This window comes from Shouchella hunanensis (assembly GCF_028735875.1).
Taxonomy (GTDB): domain Bacteria; phylum Bacillota; class Bacilli; order Bacillales; family Bacillaceae_D; genus Shouchella; species Shouchella hunanensis.
In genome coordinates this window covers 194,460-220,615 of the sequence record NZ_CP117834.1, presented here as the reverse complement: position 1 = coordinate 220,615, position 26,156 = coordinate 194,460, and the positions used below count along the sequence as shown (strand labels likewise).

At 41.0% G+C, this 26,156-nt stretch carries 21 protein-coding genes and 1 other annotated feature (1 of these 22 only partly in view); all 21 genes read left to right on the top strand.

Annotated elements, in window-relative coordinates; translation table 11 throughout:
• Positions 1-87 (top strand) — a binding site (T-box leader); it begins 138 nt to the left of the window's first position.
• A 71-nt stretch (positions 88-158) separates the two neighbouring features.
• Positions 159-1,898, top strand: coding sequence for a biosynthetic-type acetolactate synthase large subunit (gene ilvB / locus PQ477_RS01220; RefSeq protein WP_274272856.1), 1,740 nt, complete (start codon positions 159-161; stop codon positions 1,896-1,898).
• Positions 1,895-2,413 (top strand): acetolactate synthase small subunit, encoded by a 519-nt coding sequence (gene ilvN, locus PQ477_RS01215; protein ID WP_060703820.1) that lies wholly within the window; start codon positions 1,895-1,897, stop codon positions 2,411-2,413. Before ilvB ends, ilvN begins: the two co-directional genes overlap by 4 nt.
• A 19-nt stretch (positions 2,414-2,432) precedes the next feature.
• Positions 2,433-3,461 carry a ketol-acid reductoisomerase gene (gene ilvC / locus PQ477_RS01210; protein ID WP_035395931.1) on the top strand — a complete coding sequence of 343 codons (1,029 nt, stop codon included), beginning with the start codon at positions 2,433-2,435 and terminating at the stop codon, positions 3,459-3,461.
• Positions 3,448-4,986, top strand: coding sequence for a 2-isopropylmalate synthase (locus PQ477_RS01205; RefSeq protein WP_035395933.1), 1,539 nt, complete (start codon positions 3,448-3,450; stop codon positions 4,984-4,986). Before ilvC ends, PQ477_RS01205 begins: the two co-directional genes overlap by 14 nt.
• A gap of 10 nt (positions 4,987-4,996) precedes the next feature.
• Positions 4,997-6,079, top strand: a complete 1,083-nt coding sequence (leuB, locus tag PQ477_RS01200) for a 3-isopropylmalate dehydrogenase (protein WP_274272855.1) — start codon at positions 4,997-4,999, stop codon at positions 6,077-6,079.
• Between the two features lie 11 nt (positions 6,080-6,090).
• The gene (gene leuC, locus PQ477_RS01195; protein WP_274272854.1) at positions 6,091-7,506 is read left to right on the top strand and encodes a 3-isopropylmalate dehydratase large subunit; all 1,416 of its coding nucleotides are present in this window, start codon (positions 6,091-6,093) and stop codon (positions 7,504-7,506) included.
• Positions 7,503-8,090 (top strand): 3-isopropylmalate dehydratase small subunit, encoded by a 588-nt coding sequence (gene leuD / locus PQ477_RS01190; RefSeq protein ID WP_035395937.1) that lies wholly within the window; start codon positions 7,503-7,505, stop codon positions 8,088-8,090. Before leuC ends, leuD begins: the two co-directional genes overlap by 4 nt.
• A 207-nt stretch (positions 8,091-8,297) precedes the next feature.
• On the top strand, positions 8,298-9,353 hold the full coding sequence (locus PQ477_RS01185) for an HAD family hydrolase (protein WP_274272853.1): 1,056 nt from the start codon (positions 8,298-8,300) through the stop codon (positions 9,351-9,353).
• Positions 9,354-9,509: 156 nt separating this feature from the next.
• The gene (tig, locus tag PQ477_RS01180; RefSeq protein ID WP_035395946.1) at positions 9,510-10,808 is read left to right on the top strand and encodes a trigger factor; all 1,299 of its coding nucleotides are present in this window, start codon (positions 9,510-9,512) and stop codon (positions 10,806-10,808) included.
• Between the two features lie 316 nt (positions 10,809-11,124).
• On the top strand, positions 11,125-12,396 hold the full coding sequence (clpX, locus tag PQ477_RS01175) for an ATP-dependent protease ATP-binding subunit ClpX (protein WP_035395947.1): 1,272 nt from the start codon (positions 11,125-11,127) through the stop codon (positions 12,394-12,396).
• 141 nt (positions 12,397-12,537) lie between these two features.
• Positions 12,538-14,208, top strand: coding sequence for an ATP-dependent protease LonB (gene lonB, locus PQ477_RS01170; protein ID WP_035395949.1), 1,671 nt, complete (start codon positions 12,538-12,540; stop codon positions 14,206-14,208).
• A gap of 198 nt (positions 14,209-14,406) precedes the next feature.
• Positions 14,407-16,740 carry an endopeptidase La gene (gene lon, locus PQ477_RS01165; RefSeq protein WP_144560502.1) on the top strand — a complete coding sequence of 778 codons (2,334 nt, stop codon included), beginning with the start codon at positions 14,407-14,409 and terminating at the stop codon, positions 16,738-16,740.
• Positions 16,737-17,336, top strand: coding sequence for a ribosome biogenesis GTP-binding protein YihA/YsxC (gene yihA, locus PQ477_RS01160; protein WP_035395951.1), 600 nt, complete (start codon positions 16,737-16,739; stop codon positions 17,334-17,336). Before lon ends, yihA begins: the two co-directional genes overlap by 4 nt.
• Before the next feature lie 162 nt (positions 17,337-17,498).
• A complete protein-coding gene (gene hemA / locus PQ477_RS01155; protein WP_274272852.1) occupies positions 17,499-18,872 on the top strand; it encodes a glutamyl-tRNA reductase in 1,374 nt (457 codons plus the stop codon).
• Between the two features lie 195 nt (positions 18,873-19,067).
• Entirely contained in the window at positions 19,068-19,997 is a 930-nt protein-coding gene (gene hemC / locus PQ477_RS01150) for a hydroxymethylbilane synthase (RefSeq protein WP_035395955.1), read from the top strand.
• The gene (locus PQ477_RS01145) at positions 19,997-20,749 is read left to right on the top strand and encodes a uroporphyrinogen-III synthase (protein WP_274272851.1); all 753 of its coding nucleotides are present in this window, start codon (positions 19,997-19,999) and stop codon (positions 20,747-20,749) included. The genes hemC and PQ477_RS01145 overlap by 1 nt, the downstream gene beginning before the upstream one ends.
• Positions 20,733-21,725 carry a porphobilinogen synthase gene (gene hemB, locus PQ477_RS01140; protein WP_035395960.1) on the top strand — a complete coding sequence of 331 codons (993 nt, stop codon included), beginning with the start codon at positions 20,733-20,735 and terminating at the stop codon, positions 21,723-21,725. The genes PQ477_RS01145 and hemB overlap by 17 nt, the downstream gene beginning before the upstream one ends.
• 2 nt (positions 21,726-21,727) lie before the next feature.
• Positions 21,728-23,023 (top strand): glutamate-1-semialdehyde 2,1-aminomutase, encoded by a 1,296-nt coding sequence (gene hemL / locus PQ477_RS01135; RefSeq protein WP_144559319.1) that lies wholly within the window; start codon positions 21,728-21,730, stop codon positions 23,021-23,023.
• 139 nt (positions 23,024-23,162) lie between these two features.
• Complete coding sequence (gene spoVID / locus PQ477_RS01130) at positions 23,163-24,266, top strand: stage VI sporulation protein D (protein ID WP_274272850.1); 1,104 nt, start codon at positions 23,163-23,165, stop codon at positions 24,264-24,266.
• 10 nt (positions 24,267-24,276) lie between these two features.
• The gene (locus tag PQ477_RS01125; RefSeq protein ID WP_274272849.1) at positions 24,277-25,155 is read left to right on the top strand and encodes a hypothetical protein; all 879 of its coding nucleotides are present in this window, start codon (positions 24,277-24,279) and stop codon (positions 25,153-25,155) included.
• The gene (ysxE, locus tag PQ477_RS01120) at positions 25,152-26,156 is read left to right on the top strand and encodes a spore coat protein YsxE (RefSeq protein WP_274272848.1); all 1,005 of its coding nucleotides are present in this window, start codon (positions 25,152-25,154) and stop codon (positions 26,154-26,156) included. The genes PQ477_RS01125 and ysxE overlap by 4 nt, the downstream gene beginning before the upstream one ends.

Below are 26,156 nucleotides of genomic sequence, written 5' to 3'. Positions count from 1 at the left end.
GAACCACCATTCGTTATCAAAAAAATGAGGCTAATAATGATATTAGTGAATAAGGGTGGTACCGCGAGAGACTTTCTCGCCCCTTGTATGGTAATCATACATGGGGTTTGAGGAAGTCTTTCTTTTTTTATATAAAAGAGGGAAGGGAGAGAGAATGCATGCTACATGCGAGTGAACAAGCGGAAGAACAGAACAAAGCAACCAAAGAAACGAATGAGCCTTGTACTGGAGCTGAGATTTTATTACGGTCCTTAGTAAAGGAACAAGTAGATGTAATATTTGGTTACCCAGGGGGGGCTATTCTTCCAACGTATGACGAAATTTATAAGCTCGGTATCAATCACATTTTAGCAAGACATGAACAAGGTGCGATTCATGCAGCGGAAGGGTATGCAAGGGTAACAGGGAAGCCTGGTGTATGTATTGTCACTTCAGGACCTGGAGCAACAAATGTAGTCACTGGAATTGCGGATGCAATGATTGACTCACTTCCTCTTGTTGTCATTACAGGTCAAGTTGGAACAAAAGTAATCGGAACAGATGCTTTTCAAGAAGCGGATATGCTCGGTATAACAATGCCAATTACAAAGCATAATTACCAAATCCGCTCCATTGAAGAATTGTCCCAAACGGTTAAAGAAGCGTTTCACATTGCTCAAAGTGGTCGACCGGGACCAGTACTTATTGACTTACCAAAAGATATATCGCAGCAAATGGGGGTTTTTACGTACGACAAGCCGGTTTACTTACCAGGGTATCAACCGAATGCAAGACCGAATAAGCAGCAAATTCGAAAGGTTCTGGAATCATTTCGAGAAGCGAAAAAACCAGTTCTACTTGCTGGAGCTGGGGTACTTCACGCAAAAGCGTCTGAAGAGCTGACTTCTTTTGTGGAACAAACAAAAATTCCTCTTGTATCAACGTTGCTTGGATTAGGTTCTTACCCGGGAAATAATGAAAATCATCTTGGAATGGGAGGCATGCACGGCACCTATGCAGCAAACATGGCCTTGCATGAAGCAGACTTTCTTTTGAATATTGGTTCTCGCTTTGATGATCGTTTAACAGGTGTATTGGAACATTTTGCGCCAAATGCAAAAATTGCACATATTGATATCGATCCAGCTGAAATTGGAAAAAACATTCCTGCTGAAATTCCAGTGGTTGGCGATGCAAAAGCTGCTTTAACACTTTTATTAGAAGGGGATATTCGTCCACTTGAACAACATGATCAATGGCGAGAGCGAACACAGCGTTGGAAAAAGGAGTTTCCATTATGGTATAAACTCGACAAAGAAGTCATTAAACCACAAGAATTAATAGAACGACTTTATGAGCATACAGACGGTGAAGCTGTTGTCACGACAGATGTAGGACAGCATCAAATGTGGGCAGCCCAATATTTCTCCTTCAACAAACCGAATCGTTGGATTACAAGTGGGGGGCTTGGCACCATGGGATTTGGATTCCCTGCAGCAATTGGTGCACAAATTGCTGAGCCTGAACTTCCAGTTATCGCGATTACTGGTGATGCAGGATTTCAGATGACCTTGCAGGAGATGTCCATTTTACAAGAACTACAGCTGCCAGTGAAAATTGTCATTGTAAATAACGCTTCACTCGGAATGGTCCGGCAATGGCAGCAATTATTTCATGGTGAACGTTATTCACACTCGTTGTTTCCGGTTCAGCCGAACTTCTCTAAATTGGCAGAAGCTTATGATATTAAAGCTATTAAGGTTGAAAAACGGTCGAAGTTATCAGAAGCAATTAAAGAAACTTTTGATCATCAAGGTCCAGTATTGCTGGAAGTTTGTGTAGCAAAAGAAGAAAATGTCTATCCCATGATTTGTCCAGGTCAAGGCCATCACTGTATGGAAGGGGTTGAGCCATTGTGAAACGAACAATCACCGTCCTTGTTCAGAATCGTTCAGGCGTACTAAATCGAATTACTGGTTTATTTGCGAGACGCCAATACAATATTGATAGCATCACTGTAGGTGTCACTGACAATCCTACTGTTTCAAGAATGACGTTTGTTGTTGTAGCTGATGCAATGGAAAACGTTGAACAAGTGATGAAACAGCTCCATAAGCAAGTCGATGTTTTGAAGGTTAAAGATGTGACTGAAGAAGCAACAGTATCAAGAGAGCTAGCCTTAATTAAAATAGCCGCAACACCTGAACAACGGGCAGAAATCGGATCACTTGCTGAGACATTTCGAGCACAAATGATTGATGTAGGGAGAGATTCATTAACCCTTCAAGTAACGGGTCACACGGATAAGGTCGAAGCATTTATTGAATTGATTAAGTCCTATGGCATACAAGAAATCGCAAGAACTGGCGTTACAGCCATAAGCCGTAGCGTGAAAACACAACCGGACACGTCGCGTTTAACACTTATTTATTAAAAAAAGGGAGAGATTGACAATGGCAAAAGTTTATTACAATGGTGATGTAAGCGAAGGGTTTTTAAATGGGAAAACAGTAGCAATTATTGGATACGGATCTCAAGGTCATGCACATGCTTTAAATCTAAAGGAATCAGGCGTAGATGTAATTGTTGGCTTGCGTCAAGGGAAGTCTTGGGAGAAAGCAAAAGAAGACGGCTTTGATGTGTATCCCGTTCAAGAAGCAGCAGAAAAAGCAGAAGTAATCATGGTTCTTCTTCCAGATGAACAGCAACCGGAAGTGTATAAAGCTTCTATTGAAAGTGAACTTACACCTGGAAAAGCGTTAGTATTTGCACATGGCTTTAACATTCACTTTAATCAAATCGTTCCTCCAAGTGATGTAGACGTATTCCTTGTTGCACCAAAAGGACCAGGTCATCTCGTACGCCGTACATTCACAGAAGGTGCTGGTGTACCAGGGTTAATCGCAGTTTATCAGGATGCGACTGGTGAAGCGAAGGAAATTGCTCTTGCATACGCGAAACAAATCGGTGCTGCTCGTGCAGGTGTGTTGGAGACGACGTTTAAAGAAGAAACGGAAACAGATCTTTTCGGAGAGCAAGCTGTATTGTGTGGTGGAACATCCGCATTAGTAAAAGCTGGTTTCGAAACATTAGTTGAAGCAGGCTATCAGCCAGAAATTGCGTATTTTGAATGTCTACACGAGTTGAAACTAATTGTTGATTTAATGTATGAAGGTGGATTAGAGTACATGCGTTATTCCATTTCGGATACAGCTCAATGGGGAGATTTCCAAGCTGGACCGCGTATCGTAACAGACGAGACGAAAAAAGAAATGAAAGCGATCCTAGACGACATTCAAAAAGGAAAGTTTGCTAAAGGGTGGATTCTTGAAAACAAGTTAAATCGTCCAGAGTATAACGCTATTAATACAGCCGAAGCGAATCATCCATTGGAAGTGGTTGGTCGTGAACTTCGCGAAATGATGCCATTTGTTAAGCAATCAAAACAAAAAAAAGGAGCCGTTAACCATGGGGAAGGTTAAAATATTTGATACAACATTGCGTGATGGAGAACAATCTCCAGGAATAAACCTTAACCATAAAGAAAAGTTAGACATTGCATTCCAACTAGAGCGTTTAGGTGTAGATATCATTGAGGCTGGATTTCCAGCCTCCTCTCAAGGAGATTTCCAATCTGTAAAGGATATTGCAACCCAAATAAAAAACTCGTCTGTAACAGGGTTAGCGCGTTCAAAGCAAGAAGATATTGATGCATGTTGGGAAGCCTTAAAGCAAAGTGCTGAACCGCGTATTCATGTATTTTTAGCAACATCACCCATCCACATGCAATATAAATTAAAACTGACACCAGAGCAGGTCGTTGAGCGTGCAGTCGAAAGTGTAAAGTATGCTGCAAAAAAATTCCCACACGTTCAATTCTCTGCAGAAGATGCAAGTCGTTCTGATTGGGCATTTTTAGCTAAAATTATTGAAGCGACAATTGATGCGGGGGCGTCTGTTATTAATCTACCTGACACAGTTGGGTACGGGATGCCAAAGGAAATATCCGAATTATTTGAATATATGACCAAAAACGTTCCAAATATCGACAGGGCTATATTGTCTACTCATAATCACGATGACCTTGGAATGGGTGTGGCAAATTCTCTTGCTGCTATTCAAGGAGGAGCAAGGCAGGTCGAGTGTACGATTAACGGCATCGGTGAACGAGCAGGAAACGCTTCCCTAGAAGAAATTGCCGTTGGGTTGCATATCCGTTCAGACTTCTATAAAACGGGTACGAATATACAGCTTAACGAATTGAAGCGAACAAGTGCATTAGTCAGTCGCTACACGTCTATGCCAATTCCAAAAAATAAAGCGGTTGTCGGCTCAAATGCATTTGCACATGAATCGGGTATTCATCAAGATGGAATGTTAAAACATAAAGAAACATATGAGATTATTACGCCAGAGCTTGTTGGCGCAACGTCATCAAATCCTTTAGGGAAGCATTCTGGAAGACATGCTTTCCAAGAGAAAATGAAAGAATTAGGTTTTAAAGGCTCTACCGAAGAACTCAATCAATTGTTTCAATCGTTTAAAACACTAGCGGATAAAAAGAAAACTGTTACAGAAGATGATCTTTACGCACTAATGATTGATCAAGGTGACGACGAACAAGTGCAGACGTACACCCTTCAAGCGTTACAAGTATCATACGGTACAAATCAAACGCCAACAGCGACTATTAAATTAATCAAATCTGGTGAAGAAGAAATGACAGAAGCAAGTACAGGGTCTGGGAGTGTAGAAGCCATTTATAATACACTAGCAAAGCTAACAGACTATGAATATCGTTTAACAGACTACCGTATTCAATCCATAACGGAAGGGGAAGATTCGTTAGCTGAAGTACACGTTAAACTGTCTAAAGAGGAGCAGTCCCAGTCTGGTCGAGGTGTCGCACATGACGTCTTAGAAGCATCGGCGAAAGCCTATTTGCACGCTGTAAACCGCATGTTAAATGAAAAAAAACGAAAAAAAGAACCATCAACAGTAGGGTAGGAGGATACAAATGAAGAAACGGATTGCAACATTAGCTGGTGATGGTATTGGCCCTGAAATTGTCGAGTCAGGTAAAGCGGTACTTCAAGTAATCGCGGACTTATATGGACACCAATTTGAATTCCAAGAGGGCTTAATAGGCGGAGCAGCCATTGATGCGACTGGCGTTCCGCTTCCGGAAGAAACAATTGAGCTTTGCCAATCCTCTGATGCTTGTTTACTGGGTGCGGTAGGAGGACCGAAATGGGACCAGCAACCACCGCATCTCCGACCGGAAAAAGGATTACTTGCCATTCGCCAAGCATTAAATCTCTATGCAAATTTGCGGCCGGTGCAAGCGCTCGATGCCTTAATAGAAGAATCAACTTTAAAACCAGAAGTAGTAAGTGGCGTAGATGTGCTCATCGTTCGAGAGTTAACGGGTGGTATTTATTTCGGAGAGCCGAGAGAACGTCGTGCGATTGATAATGAAGAAGGGGTCGTTGATACACTTGTATACAAAAAAAGCGAAATCGAACGTATTTTGCATCGCGCTTTTCAATTTGCGGAGATTAGGGGAAAGCATGTAACATCAGTCGATAAAGCCAATGTTCTTGAGTCCAGCAGAATGTGGCGAGAATGTGCAAACGAAGTTGCCACTCATTATCCGTCGGTAACGCTAGAACATATGCTTGTGGATAATGCCGCTATGCAGCTTATACGAAATCCAAAGCAATTTGATGTTCTTGTAACAGAAAATCTATTCGGTGATATTTTAAGTGACGAAGCTTCAATGATTACTGGTTCACTTGGAATGCTCCCTTCCGCCAGTTTAAACGGAACGAGCTTTGGGTTGTATGAACCAGTACACGGATCAGCACCAGATATAGCTGGTTTAAACCAAGCGAATCCATTAGCGACCATTGCATCGACTGCGATGCTACTTCGGTATAGCTTCGGTATGTTAGAAGAAGCAGATTGTATTGAACAGGCGATTAATCAAGTGCTATTAAAAGGGTATCGTACAGCCGATTTAACGATGATCGATGCGATTTCAACTAAAGAAATGACGGCGGCAGTCATTAAGGAAATAAAAGTAGCAATTCACTCTTAGGAGGAGCATGTATGGGAAAAACAATTATCGAAAAAATATGGGAGAAACATACGATTGTTTCAGAATCTAACCAGCCGGATTTGCTATATGTTGATTTGCATATGGTTCATGAAGTGACGTCACCACAGGCATTTGAAGGATTAAGAATCGCAAATAGGAAGGTGCGTAGACCAGAGCGTACATTTGCAACAATGGATCATAACGTACCGACTTTTAACCGTTACGATATACAAGATCAAATTGCCCGTTTACAAATGGAGACATTAGCGGACAATTGCCGTGAATTTGGTATTGAAATTGCTGATCTGGAGCATCCAGATAACGGAATTGTTCATGTAATTGGACCAGAACTGGGTTTAACGCAGCCTGGACATGTCATTGTTTGTGGAGATAGCCATACATCTACTCATGGAGCTTTCGGGGCATTGGCATTTGGAATTGGTACGAGTGAAGTCGAGCATGTATTGGCTACTCAAACAGTGTGGCAGTCAAGACCGAAAACATTACAAGTTCATATTACAGGAAGATTAGGTACTGGCATTGCTGCAAAGGATGTGATCCTTGCGATCATTTCAAAGTTTGGTGTAAATGTAGGGACTGGTTCCGTCATTGAATTCACTGGTGAAGCAATACGTGGGATGACGATGGAAGAGCGAATGACGATATGCAATATGTCTATTGAAGCGGGGGCAAAGGCAGGTTTAATTAGTCCTGATCTCGTCACATTTGACTATTTAAAAGGGAGAAGTCGTGTACCAGAAGATAAGGCGTTCGAAGAGATTGTTGAATACTGGTCGTCACTTGCAACGGATGCTGATGCAACTTACGATCGCACGGTTACGATTGATGCAAGTGAAATTGAGCCAATGGTGACGTGGGGAACAAATCCTGGTCAAGGTGCCCCAATTTCTTCTTTTGTTCCGGATCCACAGCATGCATCTTCAGAAAATGAAAAGCGTGCAATTGCACAAGCCCTTGCTTATATGGAGTTAGAGCCGAGTACGCCTCTTACAGATATTTCAATCCAACATGTGTTTATTGGATCTTGCACGAACTCGCGCTTTAGTGACCTTGAGGCCGCCGCTCGAATCGTAAAAGGAAGATATGTACACCAAGATGTTACGGCAATTGTTGTGCCTGGGTCTGAAAAAGTAAAGCGTCGTGCTGAAGCAGAAGGCCTTGATCAGATTTTTAAAGACGCAGGTTTTGATTGGCGCAGCTCAGGCTGTAGTATGTGTCTTAGTATGAACCCGGATAGAGTACCAGAAGGAGAACGGTGTGCATCAACGTCAAATCGTAACTTTGAAGGACGACAAGGAAAAGGATCACGTACACATTTAGTGAGTCCAGCGATGGCAGCAGCGGCTGCGGTGAGCGGTCATTTTGTCGACGTGCGAACATTTGATGTAAGGAGCGATGTAAAATGAATCCGATCCGCATTCATAGAGGTAAGGCAGCTGTATTAGATCGCGTAAATGTTGATACCGACCAAATTATTCCGAAACAGTTTCTAAAAAGAATTGAACGAACGGGGTTTGGTCAATTTTTGTTCTATGATTGGCGTTACAAGGCAGAAGGAAAAGAAAATCCGGACTTTGAATTAAATCACCCCTCTGCTAAAGGAGCAAGTATTTTAATTAGCGGAGATAACTTTGGCTGTGGTTCGTCAAGGGAACACGCTCCTTGGGCGTTATATGATTACGGTTTTAAAGTAGTAATGGCTTCAAGCTTCGCTGATATTTTTTACAACAATTGTGTAAAGAATGGTCTATTACCTATACAACTATCAGATGAGGAAGTAAACAGATGGATGACACTGGTGAATCAAGGTAAGAGCCATATTACAGTTGATTTGCTTGAGCAAAAAGTTATCGCTGATCACATTGAGTCATCATTCGAAATTGATCCACATTGGAAAAATATGCTTATTAACGGATGGGATGAAATTGACTTAACGCTGAAGCTTGAAGACCGGATAACGACATTTGAAGCGTCTTACACAAATGGTTAACAGTCAAAGCCATTCAATATCAGCTAAAAACACGTAACGTTTTAAAAACTTCTATGATCCTAGCTCCTTAGTATATGACTAAGGGGCTTTCTTAAGGTTTTGAATGAAAGGGATTAGGGAACGAATAACGAATAAAAACATGGGAATCTTTTGTTAGAGAGTGAAGGCGTGTTAAAGTAGGCATATAGAGAAGGCAGGCGATAAAAATTGAAAGAGAAAAAGCAAGGGAAAAATAATATCATTTTATTTCCTGGCTTAGTGAAACGTTTGGTCGAAGAAGGGATGAATGAATTAAAGCAAAAGCATGCAGAAAAGGCGTACAAGCTTTTTGCAGAAGCTTCTTCTTATGATCAAGGGGATCCACAAGCGCGATTTGGGACTGTACTAAGCTTAATTGAATTAAATCGTCAGCAGGAAGCTGTCATGGAGACAGAAAAGCTATTAAATGAAGGAATTGGTAATTATTTTGAAATCCTGCAAGTGCATGTTTCATTACTTGTCCAACTATCTCGTTATGATCAAGTCGTTCACTTATTGGAAGCAGTTCTAAGCGAAGATAAAATTCCTGCAAAAGATGCAGAAACCTTCTATGAACTACTTCATTTCAGCCGACAAATGAGCGAATCAAATGAGTATAGTGAAGCATCAGTGTCAAAACAAAATCAAGAAGAAACAATGCTTGAATTAAAAGCTGGACTTCATGCAGCAAATGAACCAGCTAAATGGAATGCATTGCAAACTGTTCGTAAACTCGGTCTGACAGATTTAACTGATGAGATTAGAAGCTTTGTCCAAAATAAACAAACGAACCCGCTTATGCGCACATATGCGTTACAGTTGTTACATGAATGGGGAGACCGTAAACCATTACGATATGAACGTGATCATCAAGTGGTTGTTATCACCCCTAGTGAGCTTGAAGAGCCAGGAGAAAGACAGGTAGATCAGGCGATAAGAGAAGCTTTAGAAGACCAGCTTGAGCAAGAAGACCCAATTTTATTACATATGGCAAAACAACTACACCACACATACTTGCTTATGACATACCCATTTGAACTTAATCCAGAAAATCCAAAGGCTTGGGCTTGTGCGTTTCATCTAGTCGCTGCGGAACAACTCGGTCTCGAAACAGATGAGACGACAATGGTCCAATGTTATGAGTGTGAGCGATTCGATGTTCTCTCTGCTTCACATGAAATTGAAGCATTGGAACAAGACATTTTATTAGAGGCTCAAAACCAAAACGAATGGTTTCATACATAGGCTTAGGCGCTTCAGCTATAGTAAAAACAACATAAATGAACCCGACTTATTTCATAAGAAGGAAGACATTGAAAGATTCATTCGATATGTTATAATGGAATGGTTGTCAAAAACGTGATAAAGTAGTGTAGAAATTACATGTTGGAGGGAAATATTATGTCTGCAAATTGGGAAAAGACAGAACAGAATACAGGCGTCTTAACGTTTGAAGTTGAAGCAGATAAAGTCAACGACGCTTTAGATAAAGCATTTAAAAAAGTTGTGCAAAAAGTAAACGTACCTGGTTTCCGTAAAGGGAAAATGCCAAGAGGTCTTTTTGAAAAGCAATTTGGAGTTGAATCACTTTATCAAGATGCAATCGACTTTATGTTACCAGAGGCTTACTCAAATGCCGTTGAAGAAACAGGAATTTTCCCTGTTGATCGCCCGGAAGTAGATATTGAATCAATTGGCAAAAACGAAAAAGCAGTATTTAAAGCAACTGTAACAGTTAAGCCAGAAGTGAAGCTTGGCGACTACAAAGGTTTAGAAGTTGAAGTGCCAAGTGCAGAAGTTACAGATGAAGATGTGCAAGAAGAAGTAACAAAACTTCAAGAGCGTCACGCTGAACTCGTTGTTGTTGAAGATGGAGAAATTCAAAACGGCGATACAGCTGTTATTGACTTCGCAGGCTATGCAGAGGGTGAAGCGTTTGAAGGCGGTACTGCTGAGAACTATTCACTTGAAATTGGCTCAAATTCGTTCATTCCAGGTTTTGAAGAACAATTAGTTGGTCTTAAAACAGGAGACGAAAAAGAAGTTGAAGTAACGTTCCCAGAAGAGTATCACGCAGAAAATCTAGCTGGAAAACCAGCGACGTTCAAAGTGAAAATTCATGATGTGAAACGTAAAGAACTTCCAGAGCTTGATGATGAATTTGCTAAAGATGCGAACGAAAATGTAGAATCATTGGATGAGCTTAAAGTGGAGTTACGTAAGACGCTTGAAGAGCAAAGAAAAACAGAATCAGAAAATGCTGTCCGTGATGCGTTACTTGAAAAAGCAGCAGATCAAGCTGACATCACTGTTCCTGATGCAATGGTCAATACTGAAGTAGATCGTATGCTTCAAGAATTTGGTCAACGTTTACAAGCACAAGGGATGAACTTGGATATGTATTTCCAATTCTCTGGTCAAACAGAAGAAGATATGCGTAACCAATTCAAAGAAGATGCTGAGAAGCGTGTTCGCGTTAACTTAACGCTTGAAGCTATTTCTGAAGTGGAAGACGTACAAGTTTCTGATGAAGAAGTAGAAGAAGAAATTACAAAAATGGCTGAGATGTACCAGCGTTCTGCTGATGAAATCAAAGCATTACTTTCTGCGCAAGGTGGACTTGACACAGTAAAAGGTGATTTAAAAATGCGCAAAGCGATTGACGTACTCGTTGATCACAGTAAAGAAGCAACAGCTTAATGTAAAAAGGTGCGGGCATAACACCCGTACCTTTTTCCCTTATACAGCGATACCCTAACATGAAAGTAGGCTTTTATTCATAAGTATAGTATGATTGCCTGCTAAGTTGAACAAAATGATAGTAGCTCAAAAAAAAGGGTTTTCACGATGAAGCTTGAATTGTACTTTGAGAGGGAAGAGTAAGGGTAGTGATTGCTCTAACTCATACATAAAATGCATATTTCTAGTTTGTTGAATTAGTCTATGCTAAAATGATTTGACATTAAGCTTTTATGAGCAAATCATGGAAAAAAGAAATCCTGTAAGGGGTGAGGTTATGTTTAAATTTAACGAGGAGAAAGGACAGCTTAAGTGTTCTTTTTGCGGTAAAACTCAAGATCAAGTCAGAAAGCTTGTAGCTGGACCTGGAGTCTATATATGTGATGAGTGTATTGAGCTTTGCACGGAAATCGTTGAGGAAGAACTTGGGACTGAAGAAGAGGTTGAACTAGAGGAAATTCCGAAACCTAGTGAAATTTGTGTCATTCTTGATGATTATGTTATCGGCCAACGAGATGCGAAGAAATCTTTAGCCGTTGCCGTTTACAACCATTACAAGCGAATTAATTCAATGGCACGTTCCGAAGATGTTGAATTAGCAAAGAGTAATATAACGTTGATTGGACCAACAGGAAGCGGAAAAACCCTTCTTGCACAAACTCTTGCACGTATTTTAAATGTACCTTTTGCTATTGCAGACGCTACATCGTTAACGGAAGCTGGTTATGTTGGTGAAGATGTAGAAAACATCCTACTAAAACTCATTCAAGCGGCTGATTATGATGTAGAGAAAGCTGAAAAAGGTATCATCTATATTGATGAAATCGATAAAGTAGCTCGTAAGTCTGAAAATCCATCTATTACCCGTGACGTTTCAGGTGAAGGTGTTCAGCAGGCGTTACTAAAAATTCTTGAAGGTACAACTGCTAGCGTGCCACCACAAGGTGGGAGAAAGCATCCTCATCAAGAATTTATACAAATTGATACAACAAACGTCCTCTTTATTTGTGGTGGGGCTTTTGATGGAATCGAACAAATTATTAAAAGCCGTTTAGGGAAGAAGATTATTGGATTTGGCTCCGACGATTCAAAACAAGAAGAGCTAAAACCAGGTGAATACCTATCGAAAGTACTTCCTGAAGACCTTTTGAAATTTGGACTGATTCCAGAATTTATTGGTCGTCTTCCGATTATTTCAAGTCTTGCTCCGCTCGATACAGATGCGCTTGTTGAGATTTTAACGCAGCCTAAAAATGCGCTCGTAAAACAATACCAAAAACTGCTTGAGCTCGATGATGTTGAATTAGAGTTTACAGATGAAGCATTAAAAGAGATTGCCAAAAAAGCAATCGAACGTAAAACAGGTGCTCGCGGACTCCGTTCAATTATTGAAAGCATTATGCTTGATGTGATGTTCGATCTTCCATCTAGGGAAGATGCAGTGAAGTGTATTATTCATGAAGGCTGTATAACAGATGGTGCAGAACCGATTATTAAATCTGCAGACGGAACAGAGTTAACCCTTAATAAGCCAAAAGAAAGTGCATAAAGTAGAAACCACGTTGGTCCATGGCCAGCGTGGTTTTTTTGCATCGTGTTTAGAATTGGAAATAATGCGCTTGGCTGTTTTCGACTAACGACTTGTCTCAAGGTCATACTAACGACAACATAACAATTAGGAGGCAAGCAAATGGGGTTTACGACAATTGCATTATTTGTCCAATTATTTTTTGGGATTATTATTGGTGTTTATTTTTGGAACTTATTAAAAAACCAGCGCAGTCAAAAAACGTACATTGATCGAGAATCAAAAGTTGAACTAGATAAAATGAAAAAACTTCGCTCTATTCGATTATCTGAACCATTAGCTGAAAAAGTACGACCAAAATCGTTATCAGAAGTCGTTGGGCAAGAAGATGGTTTGAAAACATTGCGTATGGCATTGTGTGGAGCCAATCCTCAACACGTCATTATTTATGGACCACCTGGTGTTGGAAAAACAGCAGCAGCACGTCTTGTGTTAGATGAAGCAAAACAAAGCAACCAATCTCCATTTCAATCAACAGCTGTATTTGTTGAGGTGGATGGTGCTACCTCGCGGTTTGATGAAAGGGGAATAGCGGACCCATTAATTGGCTCTGTACACGATCCCATTTATCAAGGGGCCGGCGCAATGGGACAAGCTGGTGTGCCGCAACCAAAACCAGGAGCGGTCACAAAGGCACATGGTGGAATTTTATTTATCGATGAGATTGGAGAACTACACACCATTCAACAGAATAAATTGTTAAAAGTGTTAGAGGATCGCAAAGTCTTCCTTGAAAGTGCGTACTATAGCTCAGAAAACGATCAAATTCCTACACATATACATGATATTTTTAAACGTGGCTTGCCGGCAGATTTTCGTTTAATTGCTGCGACAACAAGACAACCGGAAGAAATGCCGCCAGCAATTCGCTCCCGCTGTTTAGAAGTCTTTTTTCGCGGGTTAGACCCTAGTGAAATAGAAGAAATTGCGAAGCGAGCTGCGGAAAAAGCTGCGATGACGTTAACAGATGAGGCATCGAAAAAAATAGCTTCCTATGCAACGAACGGAAGAGAAACCGTAAATATGCTACAGATTGCTGTTGGTGCGGCTCGCGCTGACGGAAGGCAAGAAGTACAGCTTAAAGATATTGAATGGGTTGCCCATTCAAGTCAGATGGCACCACGTCCTGAGCGACAAATTCATGAGCAACCGGTTATTGGTTTAGTAAATGGGTTAGCAGTAACGGGACCAACAAGCGGTGCATTACTTGAAATTGAAGTGCTCGTGCACGAAAATGTGCAGCATGGTAAATTGACGATTACAGGTATTGCAGAAGAAGAACAATCTGGATCACAAGTTCGCTCTATTAAACGAAAAAGCATGGCTCGTTCATCTGTTGAAAATGTTATTTCTGTTTTAAAAAGAAAAGGTGTTCCTACAAATGACTATGATATTCATGTGAATTTTCCAGGAGGAACGCCAGTCGACGGACCATCAGCTGGAATTGCCATCGCAACTGGTATCTACTCTGGAATTAAACAAATTCCTGTTTCGAATGAAGTGGCGATGACAGGGGAGTTAAGTATTCATGCAAAAGTAAAGCCTATTGGTGGCGTTATTGCAAAAGTGAAAGCAGCTAAATTAGCTGGTGCAAAAACCGTTATTATTCCGAAAGAAAATGAACAAGCGATCTTAAGAGAAATCAAAGGAATTGACGTCATTGCGGTAACAACCCTCGACGAAGTCTTTCAACTTGCGTTAACCCAGGAGGAAAGCGCAGAAAATGTTATACCTGCCCAAACCTTCACTTCTGGAGGAGCTGTACCAATCTAAATAATGGACAACAAACCACTTCGTAAGCTAAAATGAGTAGATGGTTAACAAACCGGAAATGAATGATTGAAAGCGTCACTCTACTGAGAATGACGCTTTCTCCATTGTGTGTATCATCGTTTGTGTTTTTTAGCATAGAATTAAGATGATTAGACATAATGAATTTTTTATCAAGATAAAGGCGGAGGTGTCATGCGGATGGTTGACCAATATCAAGAACGCCGAGTTCCGCTCCTTCCTTTGCGTGGTGTATTAATCTTCCCAGGGGCAATTATGCACTTAGACGTAGGTCGTGAAAAATCGGTAAAAGCATTAGAAGAAGCCAAGCAAAACGATCAATATTTATTTTTAGCAACACAAAAACAAACAACAAAAGAAGATCCGACGGAAGAAGATTTATATAGAATTGGAACGTTTGCTAAAATTGTTCAATCAACTAAATTAGCCAATGGAACGGTGCGTGTTCAAGTAGAGGGATTACAACGAGCTTCCCTTACTCATTTTCATGACCATGGAGATGTTCTTGTTGCAGATATTCAATTATGTGAGCAAGATGGCAAAGCAGATACAGAAACAGAAGCATTAATGCGTACGCTACTTTCCATGTATGATCAGTTCTCCAAACAATCAAAACGCGCTTCACAAGAAACTCTCGCGAATTTGAAGGAAACAACAGCACCAGAGCAATTTGCTGATTTAATAGCAGCCAATCTAACGTTGAAGCTGTCTCAAAAGCAAACACTACTTGAGTTTATCGATGTAAAGGAACGGTTGCAAAAGCTTATTGAATTTCTTGGTAATGAACAAGAAGTGTTAGGCCTTGAAAAGAAAATTGGCCAACGTGTAAAAAAATCAATGGAAAAAACACAAAAAGAGTATTACTTACGCGAACAAATGAAAGCTATTCAAAAAGAATTAGGAGATCGTGAAGGTAAAACAGGTGAAATTGCTGAGTTGAAGGAAAAAATAGAAGCAGCGGAAATGCCTGAACATGTGTATGAAAAAGCAATGAAAGAGTTAAATCGCTATGAGAAAATGCCAGCCAATGCTGGAGAAAGCTCTATATTGCGAAACTACCTTGATTGGCTTATTCAATTACCGTGGACCAAACAAACAGAAGATCAGCTTGATGTGAAAAAAGCGAGTAAAATCTTGGATGAAGACCATTACGGGTTAGAGAAAGTGAAGGAGCGAGTACTTGAATATTTGGCTGTTAGAAAGCTAACAAATTCGATGAAAGGTCCTATTCTATGCCTTGCGGGACCTCCAGGAGTCGGAAAGACATCGCTAGCACGATCTATTGCTAGGTCGTTAAATCGAAAATTTGTGCGAATGTCGTTAGGGGGCGTGCGTGACGAGGCAGAGATTCGAGGTCATCGTCGAACGTATGTTGGAGCCATGCCAGGGCGACTCATTCAAGGGATGAAACGAGCAGAAACTATTAACCCGGTCTTTTTATTAGACGAAATTGATAAAATGGCAAATGATTTTAGAGGAGATCCAGCCTCCGCCTTACTTGAAGTGTTAGATCCAGAGCAAAACAATACGTTTAGCGATCATTACCTTGAAGAGGCGTACGATTTATCAAACGTCATGTTTATCACAACGGCAAATAATATTGGTACGATTCCAGGCCCTTTATTGGATCGAATGGAGATTATTTCTATACCTGGTTACACGGAGCTTGAAAAGAAACAAATTGCACGAAACTATTTACTTCCAAAGCAAATAAAAGAGCATGGTTTAACAAAAAGTCAGATGCCTGTAAAAGATGAGGCGTTAACGAAAATTATACGACACTACACCCGTGAAGCTGGGGTTAGAAACTTAGAGCGCCAGTTAGCCTCAACCTGTCGTAAAGCCGCTAAAATGGTCGTAATGGAAGATCGAAAGCGTGTGACAGTAACAGAAAAGCTAGTAGAAGATATGCTTGGAAAGCCAAGATTTCGCTACGGTATGGCGGAGCAAGAAGATCAGATTGGTGCAGCTACTGGCCTAGCGTACACTGCAGCAGGTGGTACGACGCTTTCTATTGAAGTTTCTGCTGTGAAAGGGAAAGGGAAATTAACCCTTACAGGCAAGTTAGGAGACGTCATGAAAGAGTCTGCACAAGCAGCGTTTAGCTATATTCGATCTCGGTCAGAAGCGCTCTCAATATCAACTGATTTTAACGATAAAACGGATATACACATTCATGTTCCAGAAGGGGCAACCCCTAAGGATGGTCCATCAGCAGGCATCACAATGGCGACAGCATTAATTTCTGCACTTACTGGTCGAAAAGTGAAGCGTGAAGTGGGCATGACAGGAGAAATTACATTAAGAGGTCGAGTATTACCAATTGGTGGTTTAAAAGAAAAAGCAATGAGTGCCCACCGTGCTGGGTTAACAACGATTATTATTCCAAAAGAGAATGAAAAAGATATTGACGATATTCCAGCTAGTGTTCGTGAAGAATTGACGATTGTATTAGTGGAACATCTTGATCAAGTCTTGAAAGTCGCATTAAATGAGAGTGAAGATAAAAAATGAAAGTAGTAAAAGCTGAACTAGAACATGTAGCTGTCAAACCTGAACAATATCCAGTTAATCGTTTACCGGAACTTGCTCTTGCAGGTCGTTCGAATGTGGGGAAATCGTCTTTTATTAACAAAATGCTCAATCGAAAAGGGCTAGCTAGAACATCTGGTCAACCTGGTAAAACGCAAACATTGAACTTTTATGAAATTAATGAAATGCTTTATTTTGTAGATGTTCCAGGATACGGCTATGCAAAAGTGTCGAAAACCGAACGAGCAGCCTGGGGAAAAATGATTGAAACGTATTTATCAGAGCGGGAAGAGCTTAAAGCGGTGTTGCAATTAATTGATGCACGCCATAAGCCTTCGGAAGACGATAAGCTTATGTACAATTGGATGAAGCATTTCGGAATTCCGGTCATTTTAGTCGCCACAAAAGCAGATAAAATTTCTAAATCAAAATGGCAAAAGCATTTAAGTATCATCAGTAAAGAGCTTAATCGTGATGACGCAGATCCTTTATTACTGTTTTCCTCTGAAACAGGGTATGGAAAAGAAGAAGCTTGGAAAACGATTCAATCCCACCTCCAATTAACGAAGAATAAGTAGTGCTTGCACTGCTTATTTTTTTCACTGTCTGGATTGTCTAGGATTGTTCACAAAAAAATTTTGAGTCCTTATTTAGACATGTTATAATTTAGGCATGATATAATGAGAATTGGATAAAGTAGAAGTAAGAGATTGGAAACGTAGCTTTAGGGGGCTTTTTAAATGCATACGATTGTCGTAGGAGTGAACTATAAGTCTGCCCCGGTGGAAATTCGCGAAAAGCTAGCTTTTGATGAAGAGCAGTTGCCGGCGGCTCTTGCCCAACTGCGCACTTCAAAAAGCATTATGGAGTGTGTGATTCTATCAACTTGCAATCGCACTGAGCTTTATGTTGTAGCAGATCAAATTCATACCGGAAGGCATTTTACAAAAACGTTTTTAGCAAACTGGTTTTCCATTAATAAGGATGAATTAACCGCTTATCTAACAATAAAAGAAAATGATCATGCAGTTGAACATTTGTTTCGAGTATCGTGTGGTCTAGATTCAATGGTTATTGGTGAAACGCAAATTCTTGGTCAAGCTAAGCAAGCGTTTCAGCTCGCTCAATCATTACAAGTAACAGGTACGGTCTTTAACCAGCTATTTAAGCAAGCGATTACCTTAGGTAAGCGTGCTCATAGTTCGACGGCCATTTCTTCTCAAGCCGTCTCAGTTAGTTATGCCGGCGTTGAACTTGGTAAAAAGATTTTTGGTAGTTTTGAAGGAAAGCGTGTCCTTATTGTCGGTGCAGGAGAGATGAGTGAGCTGACGGCAAAGCATATACATGCGAATGGAGCCGCTTCCATTGTTGTTATGAATCGAAGTGTTGCAAAAGCTGAGAATCTTGCTAATCAATTCAGTGGTGAAGCGGTCTCGTTTGATCATTTAGAAGAAGAATTGAAGCGTGCAGATGTGGTCATAAGCTCTACAGGAGCAAGAGAATTTGTATTAACAAAAGAAAATACGGAAAAAGCATTACGTTCCCGAGAGGAGCGGCCGTTATTCATTATTGATATTGCGGTTCCGCGTGATGTCGAGCCAACATTAAACGAATGGGAAAATGTTCACTTGTATGACATTGATCATTTGCAACATATCGTTGAATCGAACAAGCAAGAGCGAGAGCGCGAAGCAGAGAAAATTTCTTTAATGATTGAAGAAGAGATTGTGGAGTTTAATATGTGGGTAAACACACTAGGAGTCGTTCCCATCATCACAGCTTTACGTGGGAAAGCATTGCAAATTCAAGGTGACACGATGTCTAGTATTGAACGGAAATTACCTCATTTAACCGATCGTGAGTTAAAAGTTCTTCGTAAGCATACAAAAAGTATTGTGAATCAACTTCTTCGTGATCCGTTAACGAAGGTAAAAGAACTAGCAGCTGAGCCTGATGCCCAATTATCGCTACAGTTGTTCACGGACATTTTTGCGTTAGAAGAGACGTTAGAAGAACAGAAAGAACGGGAACGCCAAAATGATATAAAGGCACTATGGAAGCAAGAAAGTGAGTCCTATAGCGAGATTGAAGGCACTGTTGCTTTGCGCTCGTAAGCCGTCATTGTTGAATTTCCATATGAGCTGATAATGAGAGTGAAAAGCGCATCAGGCGACGACTCCAGTGGGAATGTTACTAGCTGAAGCTTTTGGGCTAGCGGACGTTTGCCACAAAAGCGTCAATGATTGCGCTTTTTTCCTTTTTAAAATGAAAGATGTACATAATGGTTTTATGATTTTAGGAGGAAGAGCATGAGAACAATTGTACTCGGTACGAGAAGAAGCAATTTAGCGATGACGCAAACAAGATGGGTCATTGAGCAATTTAAGAAATTAAATGTGCCGTACCAATTTGAAATAAAGGAAATTGTAACAAAAGGGGATCGAATACTAGACGTTACTCTTTCAAAAGTTGGCGGCAAAGGTCTTTTTGTAAAGGAAATTGAAGAGGCGTTGCGAACTGGGGAAATTGATATTGCCGTTCATTCAATGAAAGATGTGCCGTCAGAAATGTTGCCTGAATTTGTATTAGGAGCTATTACTGATCGAGAGGACCCAAGAGATGCCATTATTAGTGAAAACCATGTGCCGTTAAGTGAGCTGCCACCAGGGGCTATTATTGGAACAAGCAGCTTGCGTCGATCTGCGCAGATTTTGCATCGCTATCCGCATCTTACCGTTCAATGGATTCGAGGCAACGTTGAGACAAGGCTGCGAAAATTAAAGGAAGAATCGTTTTCTGCCATTGTACTTGCTGCTGCTGGACTAAATCGATTAGGATATGCCAAATCAGCTGTCACACATTATTTAGAGACGGATGAATGTATCCCTGCAATTGGCCAAGGTGCATTAGGCCTTGAAGGGCGTCAAGATGATACAGAGGTGAACCGTCTTTTACAATTATTGAATCATGAAGAAACAGCATCTGCGGTTCGAGCAGAGCGCGCTTTCCTTCATACGTTAAATGGCGGGTGTCAAGTTCCGATTGGTGGGTATGCTACAGTAGAAAATGACGGCACAATTACTTTAACAGGCTTAGTAGGCTCCCCAGATGGACAAGTTTTACTAAAAGAAACGGCATCAGGTAGTGATCCAGAAAAGCTAGGAACGGATTTGGCAAAGCAGTTGTCTGCACAAGGAGCGGAAGACATTTTAAATAAAGTGAGAGAGAGTCTAGAGTGATGCTCGCGCTGCGAAATAAGCACATCTTGCTAACGCGAGAGGAAAAGGATGCGAGGCAGTTCGCTGAATTGATTACAGCGTACGGCGGAACCCCTTATTTCTTACCTTTAATAAAAATCGTCTTTCGACCGGTAGGTGCTGAAGCTTCTAAAAAAGCGGCACGTGCTGATTGGCTTGTATTTACAAGTGTCAATGGTGTACGTTCGTTTTTTTCAGCCTATCAAGGTGGGCCATTAAAGGCAAAAATTGCAGCGGTTGGCATACAAACAGCTCAAGAAATAGAGCAGTACCACTATCATGTATCTGTCGTACCAAAGGTTCAAGATGGAGAAGCGTTGGCACGTATGTTACGAACGGTAGTAGGTGAAAGAGAGCGTGTACTAGTAGTGAGGGGTCAATTGGCGAGGCCAACCATTATTCATGCGTTAGAGGAGAAGAGCATTAAAGTTGAAACTCTAACTACCTATGATACTATCATGCCTGAGGAAGCAGTTGAGGAAGCAAAAGCTTTACCAAATCTCGTGTTTGATTATGTAACGTTAACGAGTCCATCTACGGCTACTCATTTACGAACGATCATGGAAACATGTCCCATTTTTTATCGAAAAATTGCTTGTATTGGCCCAAGAACCAATGCACGTGCAATTCAATTAGGGCTAACGCCTACGGTGACGGCAGATACTTATTCAACAGATGGTTTAGTAAAGGCCATGCTTATAGAGGAGGCACACAAACATGAACGTAACGTTTAAGCGACATAGACGCCTAAGAAAAACAGCAGCTATTCGGGCAATGGTGAAGGAAACGACGCTCTCAGCGAACGATTTTATTTACCCGCTGTTTGTAACTGAAGAAACGAATAAAAAGACAGAAGTTCCTTCAATGCCAGGAGTGTTTCAGTTTTCGTTAGATCGTTTAAATGACGAAGTGGCTGAAGTGCAAAAATTAGGGATTCGTGCCATTATCTTATTTGGCTTGCCCCATCATAAAGATGAAATTGGGTCAGAAGCATTTGCGAGTCATGGCATCATCCAAAAAGCAACGAAACAGATAAAAGAAGCATTTCCTGATATGCTTGTCATTGCAGATACTTGTTTATGCGAATTCACAGATCACGGACATTGTGGCATCATCCGTGAAGGAGATGTTGTGAATGATGAGAGTCTTAACCTTTTAGTAAAAACAGCGATTTCACAAGCAGAAGCTGGTGCTGATATTATTGCGCCATCAAATATGATGGACGGCTTTGTAGCAGCAATTCGTCAGGGCTTAGACGAGGCAGGCTATGTGGATGTCCCCATCATGTCTTATGCTGTGAAGTATGCTTCAGCGTTTTACGGTCCGTTTCGTGATGCGGCAAATAGTGCACCTGCTTTTGGGGACCGCAAAACGTATCAGATGGATCCTGCTAATCGAGAAGAAGCGGTGCGAGAAGCGACGTCTGATTTGGAAGAAGGAGCAGACTTCCTCATTGTCAAACCGGCTTTATCTTACTTAGACATTGTACGTGATGTAAAGGAAATGTCGGATGTCCCCATCGTGGCTTATAACGTTAGTGGAGAGTACGCGATGGTTAAGGCAGCAGCACAAAATGGTTGGGTGAACGAGAAAGCAATTGTGTTAGAAAAGCTTCTAAGTATGAAACGAGCTGGAGCATCGCTCATTCTAACCTATTTTGCAAAAGACGCTGCACAATGGCTGTATGAAGAGACACAAGGAGGTTACTAAAGATGGCTCACTACGAAAAATCAAAACAAGCGTTTGAACAAGCAAAGCCGCTGATGCCAGGTGGTGTAAACAGCCCTGTTCGTGCCTTTAAATCAGTTGGTATGAATCCGGTTTATATGAAACAAGGAAAAGGATCAAAAATCACAGACATTGATGGGAATCAATATATTGATTATGTACTATCTTGGGGACCGCTTATTCGAGGGCATGCAGATGAAGTTGTAGTGGAAGAATTAAAAAAAGCAACGGAACTTGGGACAAGCTTTGGTGCGCCTCATGAGTTAGAAACCAAGATGGCAGAACTAGTGATTGAACGTGTGCCATCAATCGAAGTAGTTCGTATGGTTAATTCTGGTACAGAAGCGACGATGAGCGCACTTCGATTAGCAAGAGGTTATACAGGGCGTAACAAAATATTAAAATTTGTTGGCTGTTATCACGGACATGGGGATTCGTTGCTAATAAAAGCAGGTTCTGGTGTTGCGACACTTGGCTTACCAGATAGCCCTGGTGTTCCTGAATCAGTAGCACAGAACACGTTAACCGTTCATTACAATGATGTTGATAGTGTAAAGTATGCATTTGAACAGTTTGGTGATGACCTTGCGGCAGTTATTGTAGAGCCGGTAGCTGGAAACATGGGTGTTGTTCGTCCAGAACCTGGGTTTTTAGAAACACTTAGAGAATTAACATCAGCCAATGGAACGGTGTTGATTTTTGATGAAGTCATGACAGGCTTTCGGGTTGGCTATGAATGTGCGCAGGGAGAACTTGGCGTTACACCTGATTTAACGTGTTTAGGAAAAGTGATTGGTGGAGGACTGCCTGTTGGTGCATTTGGTGGAAAACGAGAAATTATGGAACAAATTGCCCCTAGCGGACCTATCTATCAAGCTGGTACATTGTCCGGGAACCCACTTGCAATGACAGCAGGATATTATACCCTTTCTCAACTAACGAGAGAAGACTACGAGGTGTTTCGTAAACAAGGAGAACGTTTGGAGCAAGGTCTCTCAGAGGCTGCAAAAGCACATGGCATCCCCCATACAATTAACCGTGCAGGATCGATGATTGGTCTTTTCTTCACAAATGAGCATGTCACGAATTTTGATCAGGCGAAGACTGCTGATTTAGAGTTATTTGCACGTTATTTTAGAGGGATGTTAGAAGAAGGGGTTTCAATTGCTCCTTCACAATTTGAAGGGCTCTTCCTCTCAACGGCTCACACAGACGACGATATCGAAAAAACAATTGAAGCGGCAAATCGTGTATTTGCTACTCTTTCTCAAGCTGAATGATCGACTACAAGCCTTTTGCTAGTACGAAACTAGAAAGGCTTGTTTTTTTTCGTCTGTTGTACGCATAATCGACTAGCTTAGCTCATAGACGTAATAGTGTACGTGTACAACGGATGATGGTGAAGAAGGAGGAATTAAATTGTCTCAAGAACAGTCGTCAGCCTTAACATTTTCGATTGAAGATTCTGTTTGGCTTAATAAAGGGCAACAAATTGATGAAATTATTGGCATGTCCCTCACACCGGAAATTTCAGTCAAGCAAATGGACGATCATGTAACCATTCAAGGTGGTCTTCGTTTTATTGGCGAATACAAAATGGTAGAAGAAATACAGGAAGAGGTAGAAGAAGATGAAGACGCATCTTTTACTGCTTTAAGTGATTTTCGTCAATCAGGTGATATTCAGACAGAAACGGAAGCCGGAGCAGGCCAGATTGAACATGTTTTTCCAATTGATATTACGATCCCGATGACACGAATTCAGCATGTTGATGATATTTATGTAGAAGTATCGAGCTTTGATTACGATTTACCAGAGAAAAGCTGCATTCAATTAACAGCAGATGTGTCGATTAGTGGCGTGAAGTCAGACGAGCAACAGCGAGAAATTGAGTTGGTTGATTCTGAGTATAAGTACGAAGTTGTTGAAAATGACACTGAATCAGAAGAGTATGAAAGCACAGAGGAAACGGCTTTTCAATTCGAAGCGTATCAGTCGGATGAAGCGGTTGAGGAAAGTCAATCATATGTGGAGCAAAGAACAGAAGAAAAACTAGAACAAGAACCAAGGCAAGAACCAGAACAAGAACTAGCTTATAACCATAGAAGTATGGAGCAAGACATTGTGGAGACGTTCACTCAATCCAATTGGGAAGAAGAGGTGGATGAAGATGATATCGCTACTGTCAGTGATCTAAATGATGAAGCCTCTCCTGCCTACCGTTATTTGACTGAAACGAGTGAAATGAACGAGCTTGAAGATCCAGTTGATGTAGTCGAAGAAGTGACTGAGGATGTAGGAAAGAATGAACGTGACAGCGCTTCGTACTTAACGAGCATGCTTCGAAATGAGGATGAACAGTTCTCCAGATGGAAGATGTGTATTATTCAAGAAGAAGAAACGCTACAGGTTATTGCCGATCGTTATGAACTTTCCACTAGTCAATTAACGCGTTATAACAACCTTGATAGTGAAAAAGTTGAAGAGGGGCAAATCATTTATATACCTTCGAAGGGTAAGTAGGTGGTGACCGATGATTGAGCGCATGAAAGAAGAGTATGGGTTTAAACAGGCGTCTTTAGAATCAAAACATCAACTAAACACAGAAAAAGGTATAAAGCAAATCTGCTATTGGGAAGATGAAGCTTGTTTAAAGTGGCATATGGAGTGGCGTGACAACTGTAGTGTCGCGCCTTATGTCATGATGAACCGGATGCTAAGAACCGTTGAAGGCGCTGCTTATATGGAAGAGGACAACCAATTCATTAGTTTGCATGATGAAGTACCAACTGGACAACGGGAAGATCAAGATGAGAAGCGGTGGGGAGAAATTCTAGGTTTGATGATTCAGGCCGGCCGGAAAGATCAATCGATGATCTCGCTGCCAAAAGAGCTATCGAGTGATTATCCTATTTTAGAACAAGCCACTCGTGAACAAAGGCTGTTTTTTCGGACTCTATTTCAGGAAGCGAATCATCGTTTAACGATGGCTAAGAAGATAGTTAAGTCTGACGAAATGACTGTACCTAAAATGGATTCGTTTACAGAACTAACAGGCTCATTCCGTGGACATATGCTAGTCGTACAAGGAAGTGTAAAAAAACCGGAGTACGGTTATCAGTCGTTTAAGGCATTTCTTAAATCGTGGTACGAGCGCAAAGATGAAGCGTCATTGCATGCATTGTTAAATGAATTGGATAAACAGGCAACGTTGACTGCCAACGAACGAAAAGCCATCATGGCTACAGTGCTTATTCCTGATGAATTGGATACGTTATTACGAGGGAGTGCGGCCTCCAATGGTCAAGCCTTTTCTGAATTAATTGATCACCTAAAAAGAGAGTGGGATAAAACGCAGTCATTTGCTTCGGCATTAGCAAAGTGGCTTGATGCAAAGAAGGTGACAACATGAACCCGTTTATTGAAGCATTGCTTTATTATTACGATTTAACAGCCGTAACGGTTGAACAACAAGGGAATATTTATCGTATTGAAACTGAACATGGAGCGTTTGCATTAAAACAATCATCAATGGATCCAGTTCAAGCAGAAGAATGTATTCATGCGATAAGGAAGCTTTCACGATTAAACTATCCATCATTCGTTCCGATTATTCCGACAAAATTCGGGGAATATTCGTTATTTGTATCCGGTAAGTCGTATTATCTAATGCCTTGGATCGAAACCCAGGATTACCAAGGAAGACAATCAATTGAAGAGATTATGGCTGATTCAATTGGAACCATTCATCGGATGACGGTTAAATCTCAAACTGCTTCAAAAGATGTTATTGATCAATCGTGTGAACGCCTACTGTCTAGGTGGGAAATTCACTCGCTAGAATTATCCCGTTTTGCAGATGAAGCAGAAGTAAAAGCGTATTTATCTCCATTTGAACTCTCATTTCTTACGCATTTTAAAATGTTTGAGCAATTAGCGGATGAGGCAACGACCTATTTGGAGAAATGGTACAAGACTACAATCGATAAAGGTAGTTACCGTAGTGTGTTAACTCATGGGCGCCTATCTCGACATCATCTGTTGCACGCAACAAATGGCCAGCCTTTATTGATTAACTTTGAGCGTGCCAGTTTAGATACACCAGCTCGCGATTTAGCGACTTTGTGTAGACACGGTTTTCCGCACTCATTGTGGGATGAAAATGAAGTACTGCGCTGGTTCGCTAGATATGAACAGCATTTGCCCCTCGTTACTGCTGAAAAATACTTAGTAAGTGCCTATCTCCTTTTTCCTGAGCCGATTTACTACACGATGATGGATTATCGAAAAGGTGGAAATGAGTTAGAGCTAACACAAAAACTTGAAAAACGCATTTATGCACTGCGTAAAGTGCAGCGATTTGTTCCGAAGATTGTCCCTCAGGAAGAAGAGGAAGCAAGTAATCAGTCTTAA

What these genes read in the sequence shown, in the direction of transcription:
- ysxE (WP_274272848.1), top strand. Translation starts at nt 25,152, where the DNA reads ATGAACCCGTTTATTGAAGCATTGCTTTATTATTACGATTTAACAGCC.
- clpX (WP_035395947.1), top strand. Translation starts at nt 11,125, where the DNA reads ATGTTTAAATTTAACGAGGAGAAAGGACAGCTTAAGTGTTCTTTTTGC.
- ilvB (WP_274272856.1), top strand. Translation starts at nt 159, where the DNA reads ATGCTACATGCGAGTGAACAAGCGGAAGAACAGAACAAAGCAACCAAA.
- PQ477_RS01145 (WP_274272851.1), top strand. Translation starts at nt 19,997, where the DNA reads ATGCTCGCGCTGCGAAATAAGCACATCTTGCTAACGCGAGAGGAAAAG.
- leuC (WP_274272854.1), top strand. Translation starts at nt 6,091, where the DNA reads ATGGGAAAAACAATTATCGAAAAAATATGGGAGAAACATACGATTGTT.
- hemA (WP_274272852.1), top strand. Translation starts at nt 17,499, where the DNA reads ATGCATACGATTGTCGTAGGAGTGAACTATAAGTCTGCCCCGGTGGAA.
- tig (WP_035395946.1), top strand. Translation starts at nt 9,510, where the DNA reads ATGTCTGCAAATTGGGAAAAGACAGAACAGAATACAGGCGTCTTAACG.
- PQ477_RS01125 (WP_274272849.1), top strand. Translation starts at nt 24,277, where the DNA reads ATGATTGAGCGCATGAAAGAAGAGTATGGGTTTAAACAGGCGTCTTTA.
- leuD (WP_035395937.1), top strand. Translation starts at nt 7,503, where the DNA reads ATGAATCCGATCCGCATTCATAGAGGTAAGGCAGCTGTATTAGATCGC.
- lon (WP_144560502.1), top strand. Translation starts at nt 14,407, where the DNA reads ATGGTTGACCAATATCAAGAACGCCGAGTTCCGCTCCTTCCTTTGCGT.
- lonB (WP_035395949.1), top strand. Translation starts at nt 12,538, where the DNA reads ATGGGGTTTACGACAATTGCATTATTTGTCCAATTATTTTTTGGGATT.
- yihA (WP_035395951.1), top strand. Translation starts at nt 16,737, where the DNA reads ATGAAAGTAGTAAAAGCTGAACTAGAACATGTAGCTGTCAAACCTGAA.
- hemC (WP_035395955.1), top strand. Translation starts at nt 19,068, where the DNA reads ATGAGAACAATTGTACTCGGTACGAGAAGAAGCAATTTAGCGATGACG.
- hemL (WP_144559319.1), top strand. Translation starts at nt 21,728, where the DNA reads ATGGCTCACTACGAAAAATCAAAACAAGCGTTTGAACAAGCAAAGCCG.
- hemB (WP_035395960.1), top strand. Translation starts at nt 20,733, where the DNA reads ATGAACGTAACGTTTAAGCGACATAGACGCCTAAGAAAAACAGCAGCT.
- PQ477_RS01205 (WP_035395933.1), top strand. Translation starts at nt 3,448, where the DNA reads ATGGGGAAGGTTAAAATATTTGATACAACATTGCGTGATGGAGAACAA.
- ilvC (WP_035395931.1), top strand. Translation starts at nt 2,433, where the DNA reads ATGGCAAAAGTTTATTACAATGGTGATGTAAGCGAAGGGTTTTTAAAT.
- leuB (WP_274272855.1), top strand. Translation starts at nt 4,997, where the DNA reads ATGAAGAAACGGATTGCAACATTAGCTGGTGATGGTATTGGCCCTGAA.